Source organism: Staphylococcus sp. FSL W8-1207 (assembly GCF_038003745.1).
Lineage (GTDB): Bacteria > Bacillota > Bacilli > Staphylococcales > Staphylococcaceae > Staphylococcus > Staphylococcus equorum.
In genome coordinates this window covers 1027588-1047137 of record NZ_JBBOPU010000001.1, presented here as the reverse complement: position 1 = coordinate 1047137, position 19550 = coordinate 1027588, and the positions used below count along the sequence as shown (strand labels likewise).

The following is a 19550-nucleotide window of genomic DNA, read 5'->3' as shown; positions in this document are numbered from 1 at the left end:
TAATGAATACCTTCTATAACTTTAGAAATTAAAAAAGCTCTCCTATGTGGGAGAGCTTGGGTCTAGTGATGATATTTCTGTAAGCCATGTTTTGTACCGTTGTACTGCAATCGTGTACTAGATACACTCGTACGCTGGTGGTAACCATCTGTCTACATGCTTTTAAAAGCATGTCCTATTTATACGTTGAATTCCGTTAAATAAGTGCTCCTACCTAATTTGGATTGCTCACTCGAGGGGTTTACCGCGTTCCACCTTTTATATTTCTATAAAAGCTACGTCACTGTGGCACTTTCAAACTATTTTAACCGTATCTATAAGACTTAGGTTATTTCATTGCCGTCAATTTAATGCCTTGACTTATTTTTTCATCAAGCACGAACACTACAATCATCTCAGATTGTGTGAGCATGGACTTTCCTCTATATTGCTATAGCGATCACCCAAAACACCATCTTTGAAAGTATACCATGCTTTAGACGGCTAAACAAATAAAATAAACCAAGTTTTGAATGAAATCAAAACTTGGTTTTATGTAGATGAAGCTATATCTACGATTTGCACACACTATAATTATTCATTAGCGTGTTATTTTCCAAATACCGCTTTTTCTAAGTTAGAAATTCTTTTTAGAATATCAACATTATTATTGTTATTGTTGTTATTACTCTTAGTTGCAGCATTACTATTGGAAGAGAAATTCTTATTTTCTTGTGGTCTTGACGTCGCTACACGTAATCTAAGTTCTTCAAGTTCTTTTTTTAGTTTGTTGTTTTCTTCGGAAAGCTTAACAACTTCACTATCTAAGTCTGACATTTTTTGATAATCCGCTATGATGTCGTCTAAGAAGGCATCGACTTCTTCCCTTCTATAACCACGTGTCATAGTTTTTTCAAAATCTTTTTCATAAATATCCTTTGCTGATAATTTCAATGAAATATCTGCCATTTTTTCCCACCTCATTCGAAACTTTGTTCTTGAGACCACTGTAAATCATTGATGAACTCAGTTAATTCATCGAACGTCACAATGTCACAAGTATAATTTGTTTTTTCCATAAAATCAACTAACATTTGCTTGAAGAATTTTGGACTTGCTTCTTGCTCCTCATCATATATTAATAATGTTTGATCTGTATGATCTAACATGAACTGATCTGTCTGTTTAAATTGATGAGGTCCTTCGTATGGTGAATGAAACACACTATCTACAAAATCAGCCTTTTGCGTGATATTTTGGTATTTAGCTTGATTTTGTTCGTTCCATCTATCGCTGTGACCATGAAATGGCGTAATAATACCTAATTTAAGTTCTGGATAAGTTGCCTTCAAATCAAGTACTACTTCTGCTGTCCATAACTCTATACCCATCTGTCCTTGTATTAATACCCATTCTAAGCCTTCTTCAATCAATTGATTTAATTTATGTGCTATAAATTTTTTTAAATAGGAAACTTCTGGAGCATCATCTTTGAAAATATTAAGTTCATAAGATTTATAACCTGTGACATAAACTGTTTTTATCATAGATACAACTGACTTCTTTGAATATAGCTTAAATCATATTGAACAGCCTTAATTTTTTCTGTGAACAACTTTCGGCTTGAGCGTTTAAAATGGCACTCCACAGATAATTCTTCGATATTAGAAACTAATAAATCAAATTTTTGTTTGTTCATATATTGCAAGCGAAGTATTTGAGTTTCATATTGAATAAGGGATGTGAGTAATTCATCAATATTGTTCGTGAATGGGACGACAACAGAATAAAAATCATAATCTTCGCCAGATGCTTTTACGGATTCATATTTATCTTGCATAAGCTGTACATCATCTAATAATTGCGTAATTAACTGTTGCATGAAGTTTCCTCCTACACAATAAATTTACCATAAAAGATAATGTGAGTCATTTCTAAAGCGTCGTCTTACATTTATGTTATAATAGCGCCTTAATTAGTTCCAAATATTGTTTAATTATGCAAAGCACGTTAAAATGTACTTGATGTATTTGTAAATACATTGATTCATATTTCAAGGTTTGGAAAAATTTGCCAAAGTCGGGTATAATGGAAAAAGTTTTTGATTTCCAAACTAAAGTGGTGAAAAACAATGAATTACCCTAATGGGAAACCATTTAATAGAAATAAGTCTCAAGTCGGACGAACTCATAAGGGTCAAACGGGTAAAATAGACTATGGTGGCAGAGGTATGACGCTTGAAAATGATATCGAACTGTCGAACACATACTATTTGAACCATGGAATGGCGGTTATACATAAAAAACCAACGCCTGTTCAAATCGTAAATGTTCATTATCCTATGAGAAGTAAGGCTGTAATTAATGAGGCTTATTTCCGAACGCCGTCTACAACTGATTATAATGGTATTTATAATGGACATTACCTTGACTTTGAAGCGAAAGAAACGAAAAATAAGACTTCTTTCCCATTGAGTAATATGCATGAACACCAAGTTTCACATATGGCGTCTTGTTTCAAACAAAATGGGATAGTATTTTTATTAATTCGATTTAAAACGCTTGATGAAGTATATCTCCTTCCCTATTCTAAGTTTAAATATTTTTGGGAAAGACATACGAATAACATTAAAAAGTCGGTAACGGTTGAAGAAGTAAGAAAAAATGGTTACTATATTCCTTATCAGTATCAACCACGATTGAATTACCTCAAAGCTGTTGATAAGTTGATATTAGATGAAAGTGAGGACCGCGTATGACGGAGAAAAAAAGGACTTCCCAATCTAACAAGAAAGGCAAGTCCGATCAAAAAAAGAATAGGAATATTAAACGAACGATAATCAAGATAATTGGCTTTCTTATCATTGCGTTCATTGTCTTAGCGTTAATAGGTATCTTGTTATTTGCTTATTATGCTTGGAAAGCTCCAGCGTTTACTGAGTCAAAATTACAAGATCCAATCCCAGCTAAGATTTATGATAAAGATGGAGAATTGGTGAAAACAATTGATAACGGACAACGACGTGAACATGTTGAATTAGATGAAGTGCCTAAAGGAATGAAGGATGCTGTATTAGCTACAGAAGATAATCGCTTCTACAGTCATGGTGCACTAGACTATAAACGTCTGTTCGGCGCTGTTGCCAAAAATATTACTGGTGGATTTGGTTCGCAAGGTGCATCGACTTTAACACAACAAGTTGTTAAACGATCATTCTTGACAGATAAAAAATCTATTGCACGTAAGGCACAAGAAGCGTACTTATCATACAGATTAGAACAAGAGTACAGTAAAGATGAAATATTCGAAATGTACTTGAACAAGATTTATTATTCTGATGGTGTTTATGGTGTGAAAGCGGCAGCTAAGTATTACTTTGATAAAGAATTGAAAGATTTGACTTTAACTGAAGAAGCATATCTTGCCGGTTTACCACAAGTACCAAATACGTATAATGTTTATGATAATCCTGAAGAAGCGGAATCACGTAAAAACACTGTGCTTTATCTCATGGAATATCATGATAGGATTTCCAAAGAAGAGAAAGAAAAAGCACAAGATACTAAAATACAAGATACACTTGTTCAACGAACTAATGAAGAGCGACAAGTAAGTAAAGATGATTCTAAAAAAGAATATGATTCATATATTAACTTTGTAAAATCAGAACTTATGAATAATAAAGAGTTTAAAGATGAAGATTTAGGATCTGTATTAAATAGTGGTATTAAGATCCATACAAATATGGACAAAGACGTTCAAGAAACATTGCAAGACCGTATTAATAATGGTAGCTACTATAAAAATGAGGATCAACAAGTTGGTTCATCTATTGTAGATAGTGAAACTGGCGAACTTGTTGCAATATCTGGTGGTAGAGATTATAAAGACGTCGTTGATAGAAACTTAGCAACAGACGCACACCCTACCGGATCGTCATTAAAACCATTCTTATCTTATGGCCCAGCAATTGAAAACATGTCTTGGGCAACTGACCATGCTATGAAAGATGAAGAGGAATACCAAGTTGATGGTGTTACATTCAGAAACTATGACATGGAAAGTCACGGAACGGTTAAACTTTATGATGCATTACGTCAAAGTTTCAACATCCCTGCCTTAAAAGCTTGGCAATCAACGAAAGAAAATGCTGGAAATGATGCACCGAAGGAATTCGCTGAAAAAGTAGGATTAGAATATGAAGGAGATATTGGACCTTCTGAAGTACTAGGTGGTTCTGCATCTGAGTTCTCACCTACACAATTAGCATCAGCATTTGCATCAATTGCAAATGGTGGCGAGTACAACAATGCGCATTCAATTGAAAAAGTTGAAAAACAAGATGGTGAAGTCATTGAATATGACCATACAAGCAAAAAAGCTATGAAAGATTCTACTGCTTATATGCTAGCTGAAGTGCTAAAAGGTACATTTGAAGCTTATGGTTCTGCATATGGACACGACATCTCTGGAGTAAACATAGGCGCTAAAACAGGTACAGGTACGTATGGACAACAAACTTACCAACAATATAATTTACCTGATGATGCTGCTAAAGATGTTTGGGTTAATGGTTTCACACCTAAATACAGTATGTCTGTATGGATGGGATTCAATGAAGTTAAACAAGGTGGAACTAACTCCTTTGTAGGAAGTGATGAACAAGAATATCCTCAATTCCTATTAGAAGATGTAATGTCTACTATTTCACCACGTGATGGTGAAGACTTTACGAAACCAGACTCTGTTAGCGGAGACAGTAAAGATAATTTATCAGTTAAAGGTGAGTCTGATGACAATACAACTGATAATGATCCTAAAGGTCAAGGCAATAACAGCGATTCAGACAGTGACTCAGATAGTGACTCAGATAATGATTCAGACAGTAATAGTTCAAGTAATAACAATACTGGTAGCACAAATACCAATAATACAAGTGGTACAAACACTAGTAATGCAAACGGTACAAATACTACAAATGCAAATAGAAGTGGCACTGCTACTTCAAATAGTACACAATAACAAGACTTCAATTTTAAAAGACCCGGTTTCCATATTAATTGGAAATCGGGTCTTTGTTTTTAGTTAAAGTACATTTATACATATTAATTCATCAAATAAATATAATAATGAATAAAAAACAGCGTAATTGTTCTAATTTTGAGAGCTTACACTGTTTTTATTGTTTTAATGTTTGTTTTTTAGACGAATTTGATAAGATGCGTTCATTTTAATAAGTTCTGATTTTAATGTTTTCATTTGGCTGTAACCCATAAAATGATATTTACGTGCTATCATATAATGATATCTTTCTTCGAAATTCATTGGAACGACAGCATATTCATCTAAGTATTTAAAATCAATAATTTCAATACCATTAATTTGTTGAAAGTAAAGTTGAATCAGATTAAAGTATTGATCTAACAATCGTTTTGCTTCTGGTGATTTTAGTTTTTTTACTTTCGCGTATGAATCCAATTCCAGTTCTAACTTTGTAAAATCTTCTTTTGTAATCATTTTGTTCATGCCTCTTTCAAACTTGCCTTATAGCGCTTTTGACCTTCTCTACAATCTTCGAATAATGGGCAAACATCGCATTTCGGTTTACGTGCTAAGCAATGATAGCGACCGAAAAATATGAGTTGATGATGTGTTTTGTTCCATCTTTCTCTAGGAACTACTGTACACAATTTATCCTCTACTTGACGTACATTATCTTTCCATCGACATATACCTAAACGTTTTGAAATACGTTCTACATGTGTATCTACAGCTAATGAAGGTTCTCCAAAAGCTACGCTCATAACAACGTTGGCCGTTTTTCTACCCACACCTGCTAAGCTTTCTAACTCAGCGTGTGTTTGAGGAATCTTACCATCAAATTTATCTAAAAGCGATTGACTTAATTTTTGAATATTTTTGGCTTTATTTCTATATAAACCAATAGTACGTATATCATTTTCTAGTTCTGAAATATCCACACTTAAATAATCTTCTGGTGTTTTATATTTTTCAAATAAAGGTTTCGTAAGTTTATTTACAGAAATATCAGTTGTTTGTGCAGATAAGAGTACAGCAATTGTAAGTTCAAATGCATTGTCATGGACAAGTTCACATTCAGCATTTGGAAACATTTCAGCTATGACATCAACCATTTCAAGTGCTTTTTTATTACTTACCATTTGGATTCTCCCCATTCAGCCAATCAAATTTAGGGACCTTACTAACTGTATGTTTCATTTTAGGTTGGTTAAATTGGCGGCTAATTTTTTTCGAATCTTCAATCGTTTTTACATTATTCTTTTTCCAATTTAGTAAAATACGATCGATATATTTAAAACTCATTTTATTTTGGCTCTCTGCTTCGTTTAAAGCAGCTTGAATGACACTTAAATCATGTTTATCTATATCTAACCATTGATTTAATGTTTCTATCTCATATGGAGATAAAGGTCTGCCAAACGCTTGTTCTATTTTTTGAAATAATGTATTGAACTCTAGCTCAGATTCATGTTCGACTTGTTTTACATTCATTTGTTGCATAATTTCACTTAACCTATCATAGAATTGGTCAAGGTTCATATATTCAGTGAACTTACCTTCTTCGTCCTTATTAACATTAAGTTCTAGTAAATCATGCTGAATTAAAGTTTGAATGATTGAAGTGATTTCTCTTGAATCTAATGCAGATCCTTGCTGTAAAGTTTCAATTGAAGGTTGTTTATTAGATGTTTCAGAGGCATGTAATAATTTGATTAAAATCACTAACTCTGTTTCATTTAAGCCTAATTCATTGTAATGATCAAGTAGTTCTTTTCGAATTACAATAGGTCTTGTTTTTAATTGTTCTCTATCCAAATTAACCCCTCCCATCTTTGATATTGTTATAAAAACGTCCAGCCATTATTTGTGGACTGGACGCTGTTTGTGAATCTTATTATCTTATTTAAAATATTATGGATATAATCGATTAAGTAAGCGTGGGAATGGTGCTGTTTCACGAACGTGATCCACACCGGATAACCAAGCCACAGTTCTTTCTAAGCCTAAACCAAAACCACTATGAGGTACGCTGCCATAACGACGTAAATCTAAATAATAGCTATAACTTTCAGCGTCTAAGCCATATTCATTAATACGTTGCTCTAGTAAGTCAAGGTCATTTATACGTTCAGACCCACCTATAATTTCACCATAACCTTCAGGTGCAATTAAATCTGCACATAGTACAGTATCTTCATTTTCTGGATTCGGTTGCATATAAAAAGGTTTGATTTTTGTTGGATAGTTAGTGATAAACACTGGTAAATCATAATGATTAGCGATAGCCGTTTCATGAGGAGAACCGAAATCTTCGCCCCATTCTATATCGTCAAAACCTTGTTCTTTTAAGAATACTACAGCATCATCGTATGTAATACGTGGGAATGGTGTAGTTACTTTTTCAAGTTTAGATGTATCACGTTCTAATACATTAAGTTCAAGTTTACAATTTGTCAATACAGATTGAATCACATATGTCACATATTGTTCTTGAACTTCTAAACTTTGTGCATGTTCACAAAAAGCCATTTCAGGTTCAATCATCCAGAATTCAATTAAATGACGACGTGTTTTAGATTTTTCAGCACGGAATGTTGGACCAAATGAGAACACTCTACCGTGAGCCATTGCAGCAGCTTCCATATAAAGCTGTCCACTTTGTGATAAGAACGCGTCTTCATCAAAGTATTTTGTATGGAATAGCTCACTTGTGCCTTCAGGTGCACTTGCTGTTAAAATAGGTGGATCAATTTTTGTGAAACCATTGTCATTAAAGAATGCATAAGTTGCACGAATAATCTCGTTTCTAATTTTCATTACAGCATGTTGTTTTTTAGAACGTAACCACAAATGACGATGGTCCATTAAAAATTCTGTACCATGACTTTTAGGTGTAATTGGGTAATCATGAGCTTCTGAGATTACTTCTATTGATTTCACTTGCATTTCGTAACCAATATCTGAGCGATTATCTTCAGAAATAACGCCAGTAATATAAATAGATGATTCTTGTGTTAATTCTTTAGCTAATTTAAATGTTTCCTCAGTTACTTCTGCTTTTGCTACGACGCCTTGCATAAAGCCTGTACCATCTCTTAATTGTAGGAATGCTATTTTCCCACTTGAACGTTTATTAGTTAACCAAGCGCCAATAGTAACTTCTTGGTTAAGATATTGTTTAGCTTCTTTAATCGTTGTCTTCATAGCCAGTCTCCTAATAATATTGTAGTCTTCTTTTCTTTATCCTTATATATTTTAACAAAATAGATGTATAAGTTCTAGTTGTGGGTGCTGAGTTTATTAATTACGTTTGTCCTCTTTTTTTAATTTCTTGAGTATGCTTGAAAATTGTTTGATATCACCTTTATTTTGACGGTAACTCTCTAACGATTGTTCAAAAAATTGTTTGTAATTACTACGAATTAAGCGATCATCAAAGGATACGATAATGCCTTTATCATTTTCACTACGTATCAATCTACCGAGGCCTTGTCTGAAACGCGTTACAGCATCAGGTAATACATAATCTTTGAATGTAGAAGTAAACTCAGATTCCATTAACCAATATTTTGTATTGTTTTGATTCATAAAAGGTAACTTAGCAATCATGACGCATTTTATGCCATTAGATTGAAAGTCAAAGCCTTCAAAAAATGTACCTGTGCCAAGTAAGATTGCTTTATTAAAACTATTAAATTGTTGAACAATCTTATAGTTTTGATTTTGCTGTTGTGTCAAAACGACATAGTCTTCAAATTCCGGCAATTCATTTAATAACTCTTGAACCATATGCATCATTTTATAACTTGTAAATAGTATTAAACATTTAGACTCTACAATGTTAATATACTCAATCACGTAATTAACGATAGAACTCACATAATCATCAATACTTTTATAATTATATGAAGCCACATCATTAGGTATGAATACGGTAGTTTGGTTTGGTGACATTACCTTCGAATCAATCTCATACGTGTTAAAGACGATATCTTTATTAAACCAATGTTTGAAATTTTCAAATGAATGGTTAAACGTTAATGTGCCTGAAATAAATGTAAGTGATTTAAATTTATCTAATACTTGTGTCGTTAATATTTCTTTAACATCATAGTCTTTGACATTAAGTCTAATTGTTGATTTTTGATTTATATTTTTAATTGATAAATAACTTGTGTGGTTATTTTTTAAACTGTGCTCAATTTCTTTAAAACGATCATTAATATAAAGTATTTGTTTGCGCACAGACTTGATTGTTTTGTGACTCATACCATTGAAGAATTCTAAAGTCATATTAAGTTTATGAATAATTGAATGTAAATCGTTCAAAATTGGTGCAACGTCAAAATGATAGACAAAATGGAGCTTGTGAACTTCATCGTCATGCACTTCAGAACTTTGAATGATTTCAAAAATAGTAGTGAATAATTGTTCATTTAAATCATGTATCTCATTGACTGTTGTTTTTAACCCGAAAACATCTATAGGCGGTATATCTAATTTTTCAAGTATTCTTTGTTGTTCTAAATGATCGATAGATTTAAGCAGCTTATCATTTTCTGTCTTACCAATTAAGCCGAGTTGATATTTGATATCAGAATAACTCAATTCATTGGTTACTTGGCTTAAAGCATAGTCAGGCAAGCGATGTGCTTCGTCGATAATGCAATCATCAAATAATTGATAAATAGAATTATCATGTGCAGCATGTATTAAATGGGCATGATTTGTAATACCAATTTGAATATTTTGAGCATTTCGTTTAATGAAGTTGAAGTAATGTATATCATTTCGAACAGGTACATAAGTCTCTAGCTTTTGTTCGAAATACATTTTTTGTCCGCCCTTTAAGTCTAGCTCTTGAATATCACCTGTGTCTGTTTCGGTAATCCAAATTAATAATTGCATTTTTAATATACCGACTTCATAATTATTGGCTTCTTCTTTCAAGATTTGGCTGATTAAACCTAATGAAATATAATCACGTTTACTTTTTATTAAAGTAGCATTTATTTTGAAATTTAAAGCTTGCTTAAGCGCAGGTATATCTTTTTCCAATAATTGGTTTTGTAATAATTTAGTATTAGTTGAAATCATTACGTGTTTACCAGTTTCAATGTTATACATTAAAGAAGCGAGTAAATACGCAAATGACTTGCCACTTCCAAGTGGTGCTTCAATCATTGCTTTTTCACTATTCATTAACTGTTCTAAAATAATCTCTGAAAGATATAATTGTTGTGGTCGATAGGTCAAATTAAGTTCCTTAGTAATCAAGGTATATAAATCTTTCAAAGTGCCATCAAAATCTACTGTTGGTGCTTTGAAATCTTTTTGTTTTTTATAAATAATTTGTTCGAATTGGTCATAAACATCCTCTAGTGACTTATCTTTATGATTACGTACCATCTCAAATAAAATATCATGTAAATCATATTTTAAATTCTTACTTAAATAATATAGTTGTTTCAAAGTATCTAAAGGCAACATTTCGAATTTCTCAAATGCGAGTATCATAAGTTGCGCTGTTGTAGCAGCATCTTCGTCAGCACGGTGTGCGTTGTTTAGAACAATGCCATGTGCTTCTGCTAACTCACTTAACTGGTAACTTTTATCTGTTGGAAAAGCGACTTTAAATAATTCTAACGTATCCATTACTTTTTTGGGACGATAGTTGATATCACAATTTTTAAAAGATTTTTTTATAAAGTTCAAATCAAAAGCAACATTGTGTGCCACGAAGATACAACCATCAATTTGTTTATAAATATCTTCAGCTATTTCATGGAAATATGGTGCTTGATTTAACATTGCTTCTTCTATTGATGTTAATGCTTGTATAAAAGGAGGAATTTCTAAATCTGTTTTAATCATTGAATGGTACGTGCCGATTATTTTATTTTCACGAACAAAAGTAATACCTATTTGAATGATTTCATCATAGTCTAATTGGTTTCCTGTTGTTTCTAAATCCATAACGGCATAACACGGTTTTGTCATTCTCATTCCTCCTTTCAACGAGGTTAAAATTCTATATCTGCACTGATTAAACGATGTTGATTGTTTTCTTCATCCAATACAAGTAAAAAACCATCTTCATCAATATCAAGCGCTTCTCCGTGGAATTGTCTACCATTCTCGGTAAATCTTAATGTTTTATTCCAAATATTCGAGGCTGCTATGTATTCGTCTCGAATAGTTAAAAATGGTTCTGCAAGAAATTGTTTATATCGATATTCAATATGACTTACAAGCGATTGTAAAAAATAGTAGCGGTTAATTTTTTCGTCAGCATGAATGCGGACACTTGTAGCTTTTTGTTGTAGTTCATTACTAAAATCTTCTTGTAAATGGTTCATATTAATACCAATGCCGCAAATAACCGCTTCAATACTATCACTATTCGCAACCATTTCTGTCAAAAAGCCACAAACTTTTTGTTTATTTATATAAATATCATTTGGCCATTTAATGGTAACCGGATCGATACTGAACTGTTGTATCGCATCTCTTATGCCTAGAGCCATAAATAAATTAAATTTTGTTATCATTTCAAAAGGTACATCAGGTCTTAAAACAATCGACATCCACAAGCCCTTTCCTTTGGAAGAGGACCAAGGCCTATTGAATCGGCCTTTACCTTGTGTTTGTTCATCACTTAAAATAAGAAAGGTATTTGTATTACCTACTAATTTTTGCTTAGCCAGTAATTGAGTTGAATTAACACTTTCCAATATTTCAACATGATCAAATACATTTTGTGCTTTTAGCATTGGTAATACAATGCCACTATACCATTTATCAGGTAATTGGATTAAGCGATGCCCTTTATGATTCACTGATTCAATCTGACACCCTTCTAATTTAAGTTGATCTATTACTTTTTTTACAGCTGTACGTGAAATGCTTAGTTGTTCTGCTATAAATTGACCCGATATGTAATCAGGTTGGTGCTGATATAACATTTGAACAACACCTTTACTATACTTGGACATGTGTTTTCACCCACTTTAGCAGTTCTGGTTTAAAGTTTTTGACCTCACCTGATAGTATGGCACATTCAACTTGACGTAATATGGGTTTAAGCCATGCACCACTTGGTTTATCTAATACTTGTAATATATCTTTACCATTTATATCCATTTCTTTTCTTGATGAAATCGGTAACTTTTGGCTAATTTCATTGATGGAAGCAGCATTAAAAATCAATGGAGATACTTTTATAATATTATTACTATTGAGCATACGTTCATAACTTAGTACTTGTAGTATATCTTCTTTTCCGAAATCATAAACAAATAACTTCAAACTTTGTTTGCTGTGGATTTCTGGCATTTGTTGTAACATGCGTTCGAGTCTAGTGATATATTTCTTTTCATTGTTGCTAATTTTCAAATCTGACAGCTGTGTGTCAACATCGGGTTGTTGTGCTTTTAAGAATGCAATTAACATTGATAATGATATTGATTCTTCTAATATGAATTTTGATAAGTCAAAACGTTTAAAAAATGGTATATAATTAAATGCATTAAAGTACTTTAAATTATTGAAACTTTGGGCCACATATTGACCTAATGTTAATTTTTTAAGTTCAATTACGATACGTTCAATAGATAAATGCGCAATATCTGCTATATGGGCATGCATACCATTAAATGTAGCTTTCTCCAACGTAAACCCAAGTTGTGATTGAAAGCGCAAACCTCTAATAATACGTAATGCATCTTCGTTAAATCGTTCTGCTGGATCTCCAACTGTCTTGATTAATCGCTGTTCTATATCTTTTAGTCCATCAAAGTAATCATGGATTTGATAATTCACATCCATAGCAATGGCATTCATTGTAAAATCTCTTCGTTTTACGTCTTCGTATAAGTCTCTTACAAAAAAGACTTCATTAGGTCTACGATGATCATCATACTCACCTTCAGCACGAAAAGTTGTCACTTCATATTGATCGCCATTATAGACGACATTAATCGTGCCATGTTCCCTACCAATAGGAATGGTCTTATCAAATACTGCTTCAATTTCATCTGGTGTGGCACTAGTCGTAATATCGATATCATGAATTGATTTTTGCATTAAGTAATCTCTAACTGCCCCACCAACATAAAATGCTTGGTACTGATGTTTTTGTAAAGTTTCTAAAATTGGCTTTGCCGCTTCGAATAATGTTTTAGTCATTGTTACCCTCTAACATTTTTTTGTAGTAATACTCATATTGATCTGCAATTAAGTCAGACGAAAAGCGTTCTGAGACATCTGCTAGCATTTGTGTTTGCATTGTTTTATAAAGCTTTGCATCTGTGAGTAATTTTAAGGCATACTCACTTGCGCTTGTACTATCACCTACATCAACTAAAAAACCAGTATCTTCATGTTTAATGACTTCTTTAATTCCACCAGCCGTAGATCCAATTGGCACTACTCCAGATTTCATTGCTTCAAGTAGTGTTAGACCAAAACTTTCTTTTTCACTTAGTAGTAAGACTAAGTCTGAAATTTGATAAAATTCACTAACCCAATTTTGTTTTCCTAAAAAAAGAACTTCATCTTCAATATTTAGATCACGTGCTTTTTGTTTCATATCCATTAATTCTGGACCATCGCCTAATAATAATAATTTTGACGGCATAGATTTATGTACTTTTGCAAATGTATCGATAATTGTATCAATACGTTTTACACTTCTGAAGTTTGAAACATGAATTAAAACTTTCTCTTCTGGTTTTATTCCATAACAAGCTTTTAATCGTTCATCTTCTTCAGTTTGTACATCGGGTTTTGTTGGAAATTCATTTTCCCGAACAAAATTATATATTGGAATAATTTCTTTGTTTGTTTCAATGATATCATTAGTTTGTTTTGCGAGTGACTGGCTTACACTCGTCACAATATCGCTTTCTTCTATACCAAATTTAATTGCGTTTTTTAAAGAATGATCATAACCTAGTACAGTTATATCAGTCCCATGCAATGTAGTCATAATTTTAATGTCTTTTTTGGACATTTGTTTTGCTAAAATACCACAAACTGCATGAGGGACTGCATAGTGCATATGTAACAAATCTAAATCATACTCATTGATAACCTCAGCAATTTTAGTACTTAAAGTTATGTCATAAGGAGCATACTGAAAAACAGCATACTGATTGACTTCAACTTGGTGAAACGTGATATTTGGTAATGGCTTGCGTATTCTAAAAGGTATATTAGATGTAATAAAATGGATGTCATGCCCACGTTCAGCAAGTTTTATGCCTAATTCAGTGGCGATGATTCCAGAACCACCCATAGATGGGTAACAAGTAATGCCTATTTTCATAAGGTGGGACACCCTTTCTATTTCAAATTAAATTATTTTCGTTCAAAACGATCTTTATCACGTGTATTAAATTTTTTCATTGTTTCATCAAAGCTTTCTGTCATATCAATATCTAAAGAATTGGCAATACATAATAAAACGAATAAATTATCACCTAGTTCTGCTTTAATTGTATTTTCGTCTTCTGTCTCTTTTTTCTTTTTCTCACCATGGTAGTGATTAATCTCTCTTGCCAGTTCACCAACTTCTTCAGTTAATCGCGCAAGATTAGCTAAGGGAGAGAAATACCCTGTTTTAAATTGACCAATATAGTCATCCACTTCAGTTTGCATATTTTTCATAGTCTTCATCATATACGCCTCACATTCTAACGGTTTCTTATATAGTATAGACTAATTTTAGGCTTCATGCATTATTCCTGCAATAGTTAACCGTTATATTATTTACTATTTGACTATAATCGTTTTAATTTGTTTATTTCATTATTACACGTAATTAAGTAGTAACCACTTCTTTTTAAAAGTGAGTAAATTAATATTTTTGCTTAGATGTGTTTTTTGGTGAGATTTAAATCCGAAATAATAAGAATGTCAGTTTAAACAAAAATGGAAGCAAGACAGAAATCTAATTTTTCTAATAAGATTTCGTCGTTTCACTCCTGCAAAGATGACTAAAAAAATAAGGTTGAGACATAATTATATGTCTCAACCTTATTTATATTATTATTCACTTGATCTAGCAATAAGAATAAATCTTGCAAGCTCTGCTAATGCAACTGCAGTTGAAGCAACATAAGTCATTGCCGCTGCTGTAAGTACTTTTTTAGCATGGCGGTGTTCTTTTTCATTAACAATGTCTAAGCTTTTTATTTGTTTCATAGCTCTACTACTTGCGTTAAATTCAACTGGTAGTGTAACAATTGAGAATAATACTGCAAGAGACATGAATGCAATTCCAATCCATAATGCTGTAGAACCTAAAGTACTTTGCATAGTAGTTAAAATAATACCTGCAAATACTGCTAAGTAACCAACTGAGCTACCTACGTTAGCTAGTGGTACTAAAGATGTTCTGAATCTTAAGAAGAAATAACCTTCTGCGTGTTGTATCGCATGACCAACTTCGTGGGCTGCAATTGCTGTACCAGCAACTGAAGGTCTACTGAAGTTAGCTGGTGATAACACGAGAACTTTTTTTCTAGGGTCGTAATGATCTGTTAAGAACCCTTTTCCTTCAACGACATCAACATCATAAATGCCGTTTGCATGAAGTATTTCTATAGCAACTTCTTGACCTGTCTTACCACTTGTCGATCTTACTTGTGAATATTTTTCATAATTAGACTTAACTTTGTGCTGCGCCCATAAAGGCAATACCATTAGAATAACAAAATATATAATCATATAGATAAAAGACAAAAATCCTCACTCCTTTATAAACATTTTACTGTGAACGTTAATGATGGTCAAATATTTTATCCTTTTTAAATCGAGTTAAATTTAAATATAGCACTAAAGGTATGACACTTAACCAAAACGCGAGGTAAGCAATACCTTCAACATGGTTAGCAATGAAATCATAGTAAGGATATTGCATAAATACATAATCAATAATGTCATTATGGAATACCCATATCACAGCAATAGTAAAAGCAAGAATAGTAATTTTAAATCTTGGGTAAAAGAAAAATGCCTCTATAGCCATAATACCGTGAGAAAATATAAGCATACAGCCAATAATTGTAACTGAGTCGTATTGTATAAACATAATGATGTTCATAATAACTGCCCATACACCATATTTTATCAGCGATACAAAAGCTAAAGCTTCAATAATTGGTAAGTTCTTACCTGCGATAAGTCCGATTAATGCAATACATAAAAATAATGAAGCGGTTGGACTGTCTGGCACAAACGGTATGAACTGCCAACTCGATACACTCAGTTGATTACCATACCATATATAACCATATATCGTGCCTAATAAATTACAAATAAGCAGAAAGTAAAGTACACCTTTATTATAAATGAGTAAATGCCATAAAGATTTTATATTCATAAGGTCAATCCTTCATTGTTTTATTTACATTTCTTAACTCAAAAGTATTAAGGATTTGAGTTAATTGATAAAACAGTGCTTTATCATGCAATTGTAAACTTAAATCAATATTATCTTGTAAATGCGTGATAATAGAGGACTCGCTTTGCTTTGATAGCGGGATACTATAGATGTCTTGCATATACATAGCATAGTATGGTGAATGTAACAATTGCATTAATAATAATTCATCTAAACGAGTCTCTCGAGATTGTGCTTTGCTAAAATGCAGTTTGATATCAAAAGACACAGCATCATTTGCTATATAATTGAAGATTTCGTCACTATTAATCAACTGCTGGTTTTTAAGTGTAAACCTGATTCCTTGTTGCTCAGTATCTTCCATAGCAATTTCCAAAATATGATGATCGGAAATGAGTTCATCCACAAAATGAATTTGTTGTAGTAACTCAGGTGAAGACTTAATTAAGTTTAATACCCACACACTAATCCTAGATTTAAACTGATATTGAAAAAGCAGATATTCAATGAAATTAGCTTTCACTTGTTGTAGGGTATTACTCATCTTACTCACCTTCCTTGACTAGAAAGATAATAATCTTTCTGCTTCATCATGCCATGTTTCATTGCTTGGATCTAATTCCAGTAATTGATTTAGCATTGTTTTTGCTTGTTCAATTTGTCCGATTTCAACTAGATAGAAATAATAATCACTTAGAAACGCAGATTGCGTGTGCAATGTTGGATATGCTAATTCAAAGAAATGTTGTGCTTCTTTGTCACGTTCCTCTTGTCCTAACGCAAATGCTAAATGCCACATAAACACGGGATCTAAATCTTCTTCATCAACATATTTCAATAATGCTATAAGTGCCTCGTAGTCTTCTTCTTGTCTATATAAATCACTTAGGATTAAAAGTGGTTCTTGGTAAGCATTATCAACTTCTAAGGCTTGCAATAATAATTGTACACCTTCATTAGCATCGCCATGTTCAATTGCTATACTGCCTGTTGATACCATCAACTCTTTATAAAATTGACTTAATCTCAAGCCTTCTTTACCAATTTCAATGGCTTCTGCATGGTTATGTTCATTTTCATAAAGTTGTTGCAGATAAAAATAGCCTTGTAAGAAGTCAGGATCTTTAGATAATAGTGTTTGAACTAAATTAATTGCTTCTTGAGAGAGCTCATTTTTTTCATAAGCAATCGCTTTTTTAAAGTAATCTTCAGAAACCATTTCTTCTTCATTGATTTCATCGAACATTTTAATCGCATCACTGTAGTTTCCACTTTGCAAACTACAATCTGCTAAGCGAGAAAATAAATTTGTGCCATTCACTTGATATTCGCCTGTTTCAAGCACAGTTTCGTATTCAGAAACTGCACGTAAGTATTGTCCGTCAAAATACAATAATTCAGCAAGTGCATAGTGTATAATTGGATCATTTGGTTCTATATCTATGGCGTCGACTAATTTATCTATCGCAACTTCTAACATATTTAATTGTTGATATAAATCAGCTTCTAACATTAAACGTTCAGTTGATAATTCAACTTGGTTTAAATATTCTAAAGCTTCATCAGTTTGATTCTCAGCCATTAAACCTTCGATGAAGTAGATAAGTAGTTCACTTTCATCAGGATATTTATGGTATAACGTACGGAATACTTCGAGCCCTTGAGGCATTAAACCGTAATTATATAACGTTTCACCAAGTATAAAAAGTGCATCGTCCTTTGGAGAACTTAATGCTTCATTCACACGAGTGTCTAAGTTATCTAATTTTTGTAAGTTGATATCGTCTATGAGTTTATAGATATCTTCCATACTTTTATCCCTCTTTTTCTAATTGTTTTAACTTCGTTAAGAAACCTGGGAAAGAAACATTTACAGCATCAAATTGATTAATAGTTAACGATTCATCTGTTAATAATGATGAAATAGCAAGCATCATACCTATACGATGATCAGTAAAACTATCGACTGTTGCTGTTTGCTCCATAGTTGAAGGATGTATAATCATACCATCGCTTGTTGGTTGTAACATAAATCCTAATAAATTTAGCATATTCGCAGTCGTATCAATACGATTTGTTTCTTTAACTTTCAATTCTTCTGCATCTTTTACAATACTTGTACCTTCAGCTTGTGAACATAGTAATGCTACAATTGGAATTTCGTCAATTGCTCTTGGCACTAAATCTCCATCAATTTGGAGTGGTTTCATATCAGGTGAATATTGTATGCGGATTGAAGCAGTTGGTTCTGGACCATCTGTTTGATTGAATAGCGTAATGTTCCCTTCCATTTGTTTCACGATATCTATAATACCTGAACGTGTTGGGTTTATGCCAACATTGTGAATTGTAATATCACTGTCTTTTGTTATCAAGCCCGCCACTATAAAATATGCTGCTGAAGAAATATCACCTGGCACATGAAAATCTACGGATTGAATATGTTCGATTCCTCGTTTTGGCATTTCTATCGTTTTCCCATCAGTAGTAATAGGAATATGGAAATGTTGGAACATCGTTTCTGTATGATTGCGTGTTGTACCTAATTCTTTAACAGTTGTCGGCTCTTCTGCAAACAAACTGGCGAATAAAATTGCACTTTTCACTTGTGCACTCGCAACTTCCATTTGATAAGACATGCCGTTAATTTGTGCAGGTTTAATGATTAGCGGTGTGTAATTATTATCGACGCCTGTTATATTAGCGTTCATTAAGCTTAAAGGTTTCATAATTCTGTCCATCGGTCTTTTACCAATAGATTCATCACCTGAAATAACAGTTTCAATGCCTAAACCACTTAACAGACCAGCCACCAAACGTGTCGTTGTACCAGAATTACCTGTATAAAGTACTTGATGAGGCGTTTTGAAGTGTTTATAACCAGGAGAATTAATTTCTATTTTATCTTCGCCAACAGTAATTTCAACACCTAATTGTTGGAAAATTTCCACTGTATTCAGGCAATCTTCACCAAGAAGTGGTTTATATATTGTAGAGGTGCCAGATGCAAGAGAACCTAACATAATGGCTCTATGTGTCATAGATTTATCTCCTGGTACTTCTATTTCACCAATCAATGGTCCGTTAATATCAATTGTTTTACTGTTTGTCAAAAAATCCA

Annotated in this window: 19 protein-coding genes and 1 other RNA gene; 2 read left to right on the top strand and 18 right to left on the bottom strand. The window is 32.7% G+C overall.

The features are described 5' to 3' along the window. Positions 1 to 75 precede the first annotated feature (75 nt). The 4 genes from rnpB to NSR03_RS05280 form a co-directional block, all read right to left on the bottom strand. An RNA gene (gene rnpB, locus NSR03_RS05295) (RNase P RNA component class B) lies at positions 76 to 451 on the bottom strand. 137 nt (positions 452 to 588) lie between these two features. Continuing rightward, positions 589 to 948, bottom strand: coding sequence for a cell division regulator GpsB (gene gpsB, locus NSR03_RS05290; RefSeq protein WP_002507590.1), 360 nt, complete (start codon positions 946 to 948; stop codon positions 589 to 591). An 11-nt stretch (positions 949 to 959) separates the two neighbouring features. Beyond that, positions 960 to 1526, bottom strand: coding sequence for a DUF1273 domain-containing protein (locus NSR03_RS05285; protein WP_069820846.1), 567 nt, complete (start codon positions 1524 to 1526; stop codon positions 960 to 962). Further along, entirely contained in the window at positions 1523 to 1861 is a 339-nt protein-coding gene (locus NSR03_RS05280; RefSeq protein WP_069820847.1) for a DUF1798 family protein, read from the bottom strand. Before NSR03_RS05280 ends, NSR03_RS05285 begins: the two co-directional genes overlap by 4 nt. A gap of 249 nt (positions 1862 to 2110) precedes the next feature. Here NSR03_RS05280 and recU point away from each other — a divergent pair, with 249 nt between their 5' ends. Together recU and NSR03_RS05270 are read left to right on the top strand one after the other, a co-directional pair. Then, entirely contained in the window at positions 2111 to 2737 is a 627-nt protein-coding gene (gene recU, locus NSR03_RS05275; RefSeq protein ID WP_002507587.1) for a Holliday junction resolvase RecU, read from the top strand. Beyond that, positions 2734 to 5001: a transglycosylase domain-containing protein gene (locus NSR03_RS05270; protein ID WP_069820848.1), complete on the top strand. Its 2268-nt coding sequence runs from the start codon at positions 2734 to 2736 to the stop codon at positions 4999 to 5001. The genes recU and NSR03_RS05270 overlap by 4 nt, the downstream gene beginning before the upstream one ends. 165 nt (positions 5002 to 5166) lie before the next feature. On the opposite strand, the gene NSR03_RS05265 is transcribed toward NSR03_RS05270, so the two are convergent. The 14 genes from NSR03_RS05265 to aroA form a co-directional block, all read right to left on the bottom strand. Continuing rightward, positions 5167 to 5496, bottom strand: a complete 330-nt coding sequence (locus NSR03_RS05265) for a YpoC family protein (protein ID WP_021339202.1) — start codon at positions 5494 to 5496, stop codon at positions 5167 to 5169. A 5-nt stretch (positions 5497 to 5501) separates the two neighbouring features. Beyond that, positions 5502 to 6161: an endonuclease III gene (nth, locus tag NSR03_RS05260; protein ID WP_002507584.1), complete on the bottom strand. Its 660-nt coding sequence runs from the start codon at positions 6159 to 6161 to the stop codon at positions 5502 to 5504. Next, positions 6151 to 6837 carry a DnaD domain-containing protein gene (locus NSR03_RS05255; protein ID WP_021339203.1) on the bottom strand — a complete coding sequence of 229 codons (687 nt, stop codon included), beginning with the start codon at positions 6835 to 6837 and terminating at the stop codon, positions 6151 to 6153. The genes nth and NSR03_RS05255 overlap by 11 nt, the downstream gene beginning before the upstream one ends. A 96-nt stretch (positions 6838 to 6933) precedes the next feature. After that, a complete protein-coding gene (asnS, locus tag NSR03_RS05250; protein WP_021339204.1) occupies positions 6934 to 8226 on the bottom strand; it encodes an asparagine--tRNA ligase in 1293 nt (430 codons plus the stop codon). Between the two features lie 96 nt (positions 8227 to 8322). Next, on the bottom strand, positions 8323 to 11022 hold the full coding sequence (locus NSR03_RS05245) for a helicase C-terminal domain-containing protein (RefSeq protein WP_069820849.1): 2700 nt from the start codon (positions 11020 to 11022) through the stop codon (positions 8323 to 8325). A gap of 23 nt (positions 11023 to 11045) precedes the next feature. Beyond that, positions 11046 to 12017 carry a biotin--[acetyl-CoA-carboxylase] ligase gene (locus NSR03_RS05240; RefSeq protein ID WP_069820850.1) on the bottom strand — a complete coding sequence of 324 codons (972 nt, stop codon included), beginning with the start codon at positions 12015 to 12017 and terminating at the stop codon, positions 11046 to 11048. Continuing rightward, entirely contained in the window at positions 12004 to 13209 is a 1206-nt protein-coding gene (locus tag NSR03_RS05235; protein WP_021339207.1) for a CCA tRNA nucleotidyltransferase, read from the bottom strand. The genes NSR03_RS05240 and NSR03_RS05235 overlap by 14 nt, the downstream gene beginning before the upstream one ends. Continuing rightward, entirely contained in the window at positions 13202 to 14350 is a 1149-nt protein-coding gene (bshA, locus tag NSR03_RS05230) for an N-acetyl-alpha-D-glucosaminyl L-malate synthase BshA (RefSeq protein WP_021339208.1), read from the bottom strand. Before bshA ends, NSR03_RS05235 begins: the two co-directional genes overlap by 8 nt. Positions 14351 to 14382: 32 nt before the next feature. After that, the gene (locus NSR03_RS05225; protein WP_002512428.1) at positions 14383 to 14700 is read right to left on the bottom strand and encodes a nucleotide pyrophosphohydrolase; all 318 of its coding nucleotides are present in this window, start codon (positions 14698 to 14700) and stop codon (positions 14383 to 14385) included. 372 nt (positions 14701 to 15072) lie between these two features. Next, a complete protein-coding gene (locus tag NSR03_RS05220; protein WP_002512429.1) occupies positions 15073 to 15768 on the bottom strand; it encodes a zinc metallopeptidase in 696 nt (231 codons plus the stop codon). A 37-nt stretch (positions 15769 to 15805) separates the two neighbouring features. Beyond that, positions 15806 to 16408, bottom strand: coding sequence for a DUF1405 domain-containing protein (locus NSR03_RS05215; protein ID WP_002507575.1), 603 nt, complete (start codon positions 16406 to 16408; stop codon positions 15806 to 15808). 4 nt (positions 16409 to 16412) lie between these two features. Continuing rightward, on the bottom strand, positions 16413 to 16973 hold the full coding sequence (locus NSR03_RS05210; RefSeq protein WP_021339209.1) for a YpiB family protein: 561 nt from the start codon (positions 16971 to 16973) through the stop codon (positions 16413 to 16415). Positions 16974 to 16991: 18 nt separating this feature from the next. After that, complete coding sequence (locus NSR03_RS05205; protein WP_021339210.1) at positions 16992 to 18239, bottom strand: tetratricopeptide repeat protein; 1248 nt, start codon at positions 18237 to 18239, stop codon at positions 16992 to 16994. 4 nt (positions 18240 to 18243) lie between these two features. Then, positions 18244 to 19542, bottom strand: coding sequence for a 3-phosphoshikimate 1-carboxyvinyltransferase (gene aroA, locus NSR03_RS05200; RefSeq protein WP_021339211.1), 1299 nt, complete (start codon positions 19540 to 19542; stop codon positions 18244 to 18246). Positions 19543 to 19550: the final 8 nt, after the last annotated feature.

Coding starts and splice junctions, on each gene's coding strand:
- gpsB (WP_002507590.1), bottom strand. CDS start 948: ATGGCAGATATTTCATTGAAATTATCAGCAAAGGATATTTATGAAAAA.
- NSR03_RS05285 (WP_069820846.1), bottom strand. CDS start 1,526: ATGATAAAAACAGTTTATGTCACAGGTTATAAATCTTATGAACTTAAT.
- NSR03_RS05280 (WP_069820847.1), bottom strand. CDS start 1,861: ATGCAACAGTTAATTACGCAATTATTAGATGATGTACAGCTTATGCAA.
- recU (WP_002507587.1), top strand. CDS start 2,111: ATGAATTACCCTAATGGGAAACCATTTAATAGAAATAAGTCTCAAGTC.
- NSR03_RS05270 (WP_069820848.1), top strand. CDS start 2,734: ATGACGGAGAAAAAAAGGACTTCCCAATCTAACAAGAAAGGCAAGTCC.
- NSR03_RS05265 (WP_021339202.1), bottom strand. CDS start 5,496: ATGATTACAAAAGAAGATTTTACAAAGTTAGAACTGGAATTGGATTCA.
- nth (WP_002507584.1), bottom strand. CDS start 6,161: ATGGTAAGTAATAAAAAAGCACTTGAAATGGTTGATGTCATAGCTGAA.
- asnS (WP_021339204.1), bottom strand. CDS start 8,226: ATGAAGACAACGATTAAAGAAGCTAAACAATATCTTAACCAAGAAGTT.
- NSR03_RS05245 (WP_069820849.1), bottom strand. CDS start 11,022: ATGACAAAACCGTGTTATGCCGTTATGGATTTAGAAACAACAGGAAAC.
- NSR03_RS05240 (WP_069820850.1), bottom strand. CDS start 12,017: ATGTCCAAGTATAGTAAAGGTGTTGTTCAAATGTTATATCAGCACCAA.
- NSR03_RS05235 (WP_021339207.1), bottom strand. CDS start 13,209: ATGACTAAAACATTATTCGAAGCGGCAAAGCCAATTTTAGAAACTTTA.
- bshA (WP_021339208.1), bottom strand. CDS start 14,350: ATGAAAATAGGCATTACTTGTTACCCATCTATGGGTGGTTCTGGAATC.
- NSR03_RS05225 (WP_002512428.1), bottom strand. CDS start 14,700: ATGAAGACTATGAAAAATATGCAAACTGAAGTGGATGACTATATTGGT.
- NSR03_RS05215 (WP_002507575.1), bottom strand. CDS start 16,408: ATGAATATAAAATCTTTATGGCATTTACTCATTTATAATAAAGGTGTA.
- NSR03_RS05210 (WP_021339209.1), bottom strand. CDS start 16,973: ATGAGTAATACCCTACAACAAGTGAAAGCTAATTTCATTGAATATCTG.
- NSR03_RS05205 (WP_021339210.1), bottom strand. CDS start 18,239: ATGGAAGATATCTATAAACTCATAGACGATATCAACTTACAAAAATTA.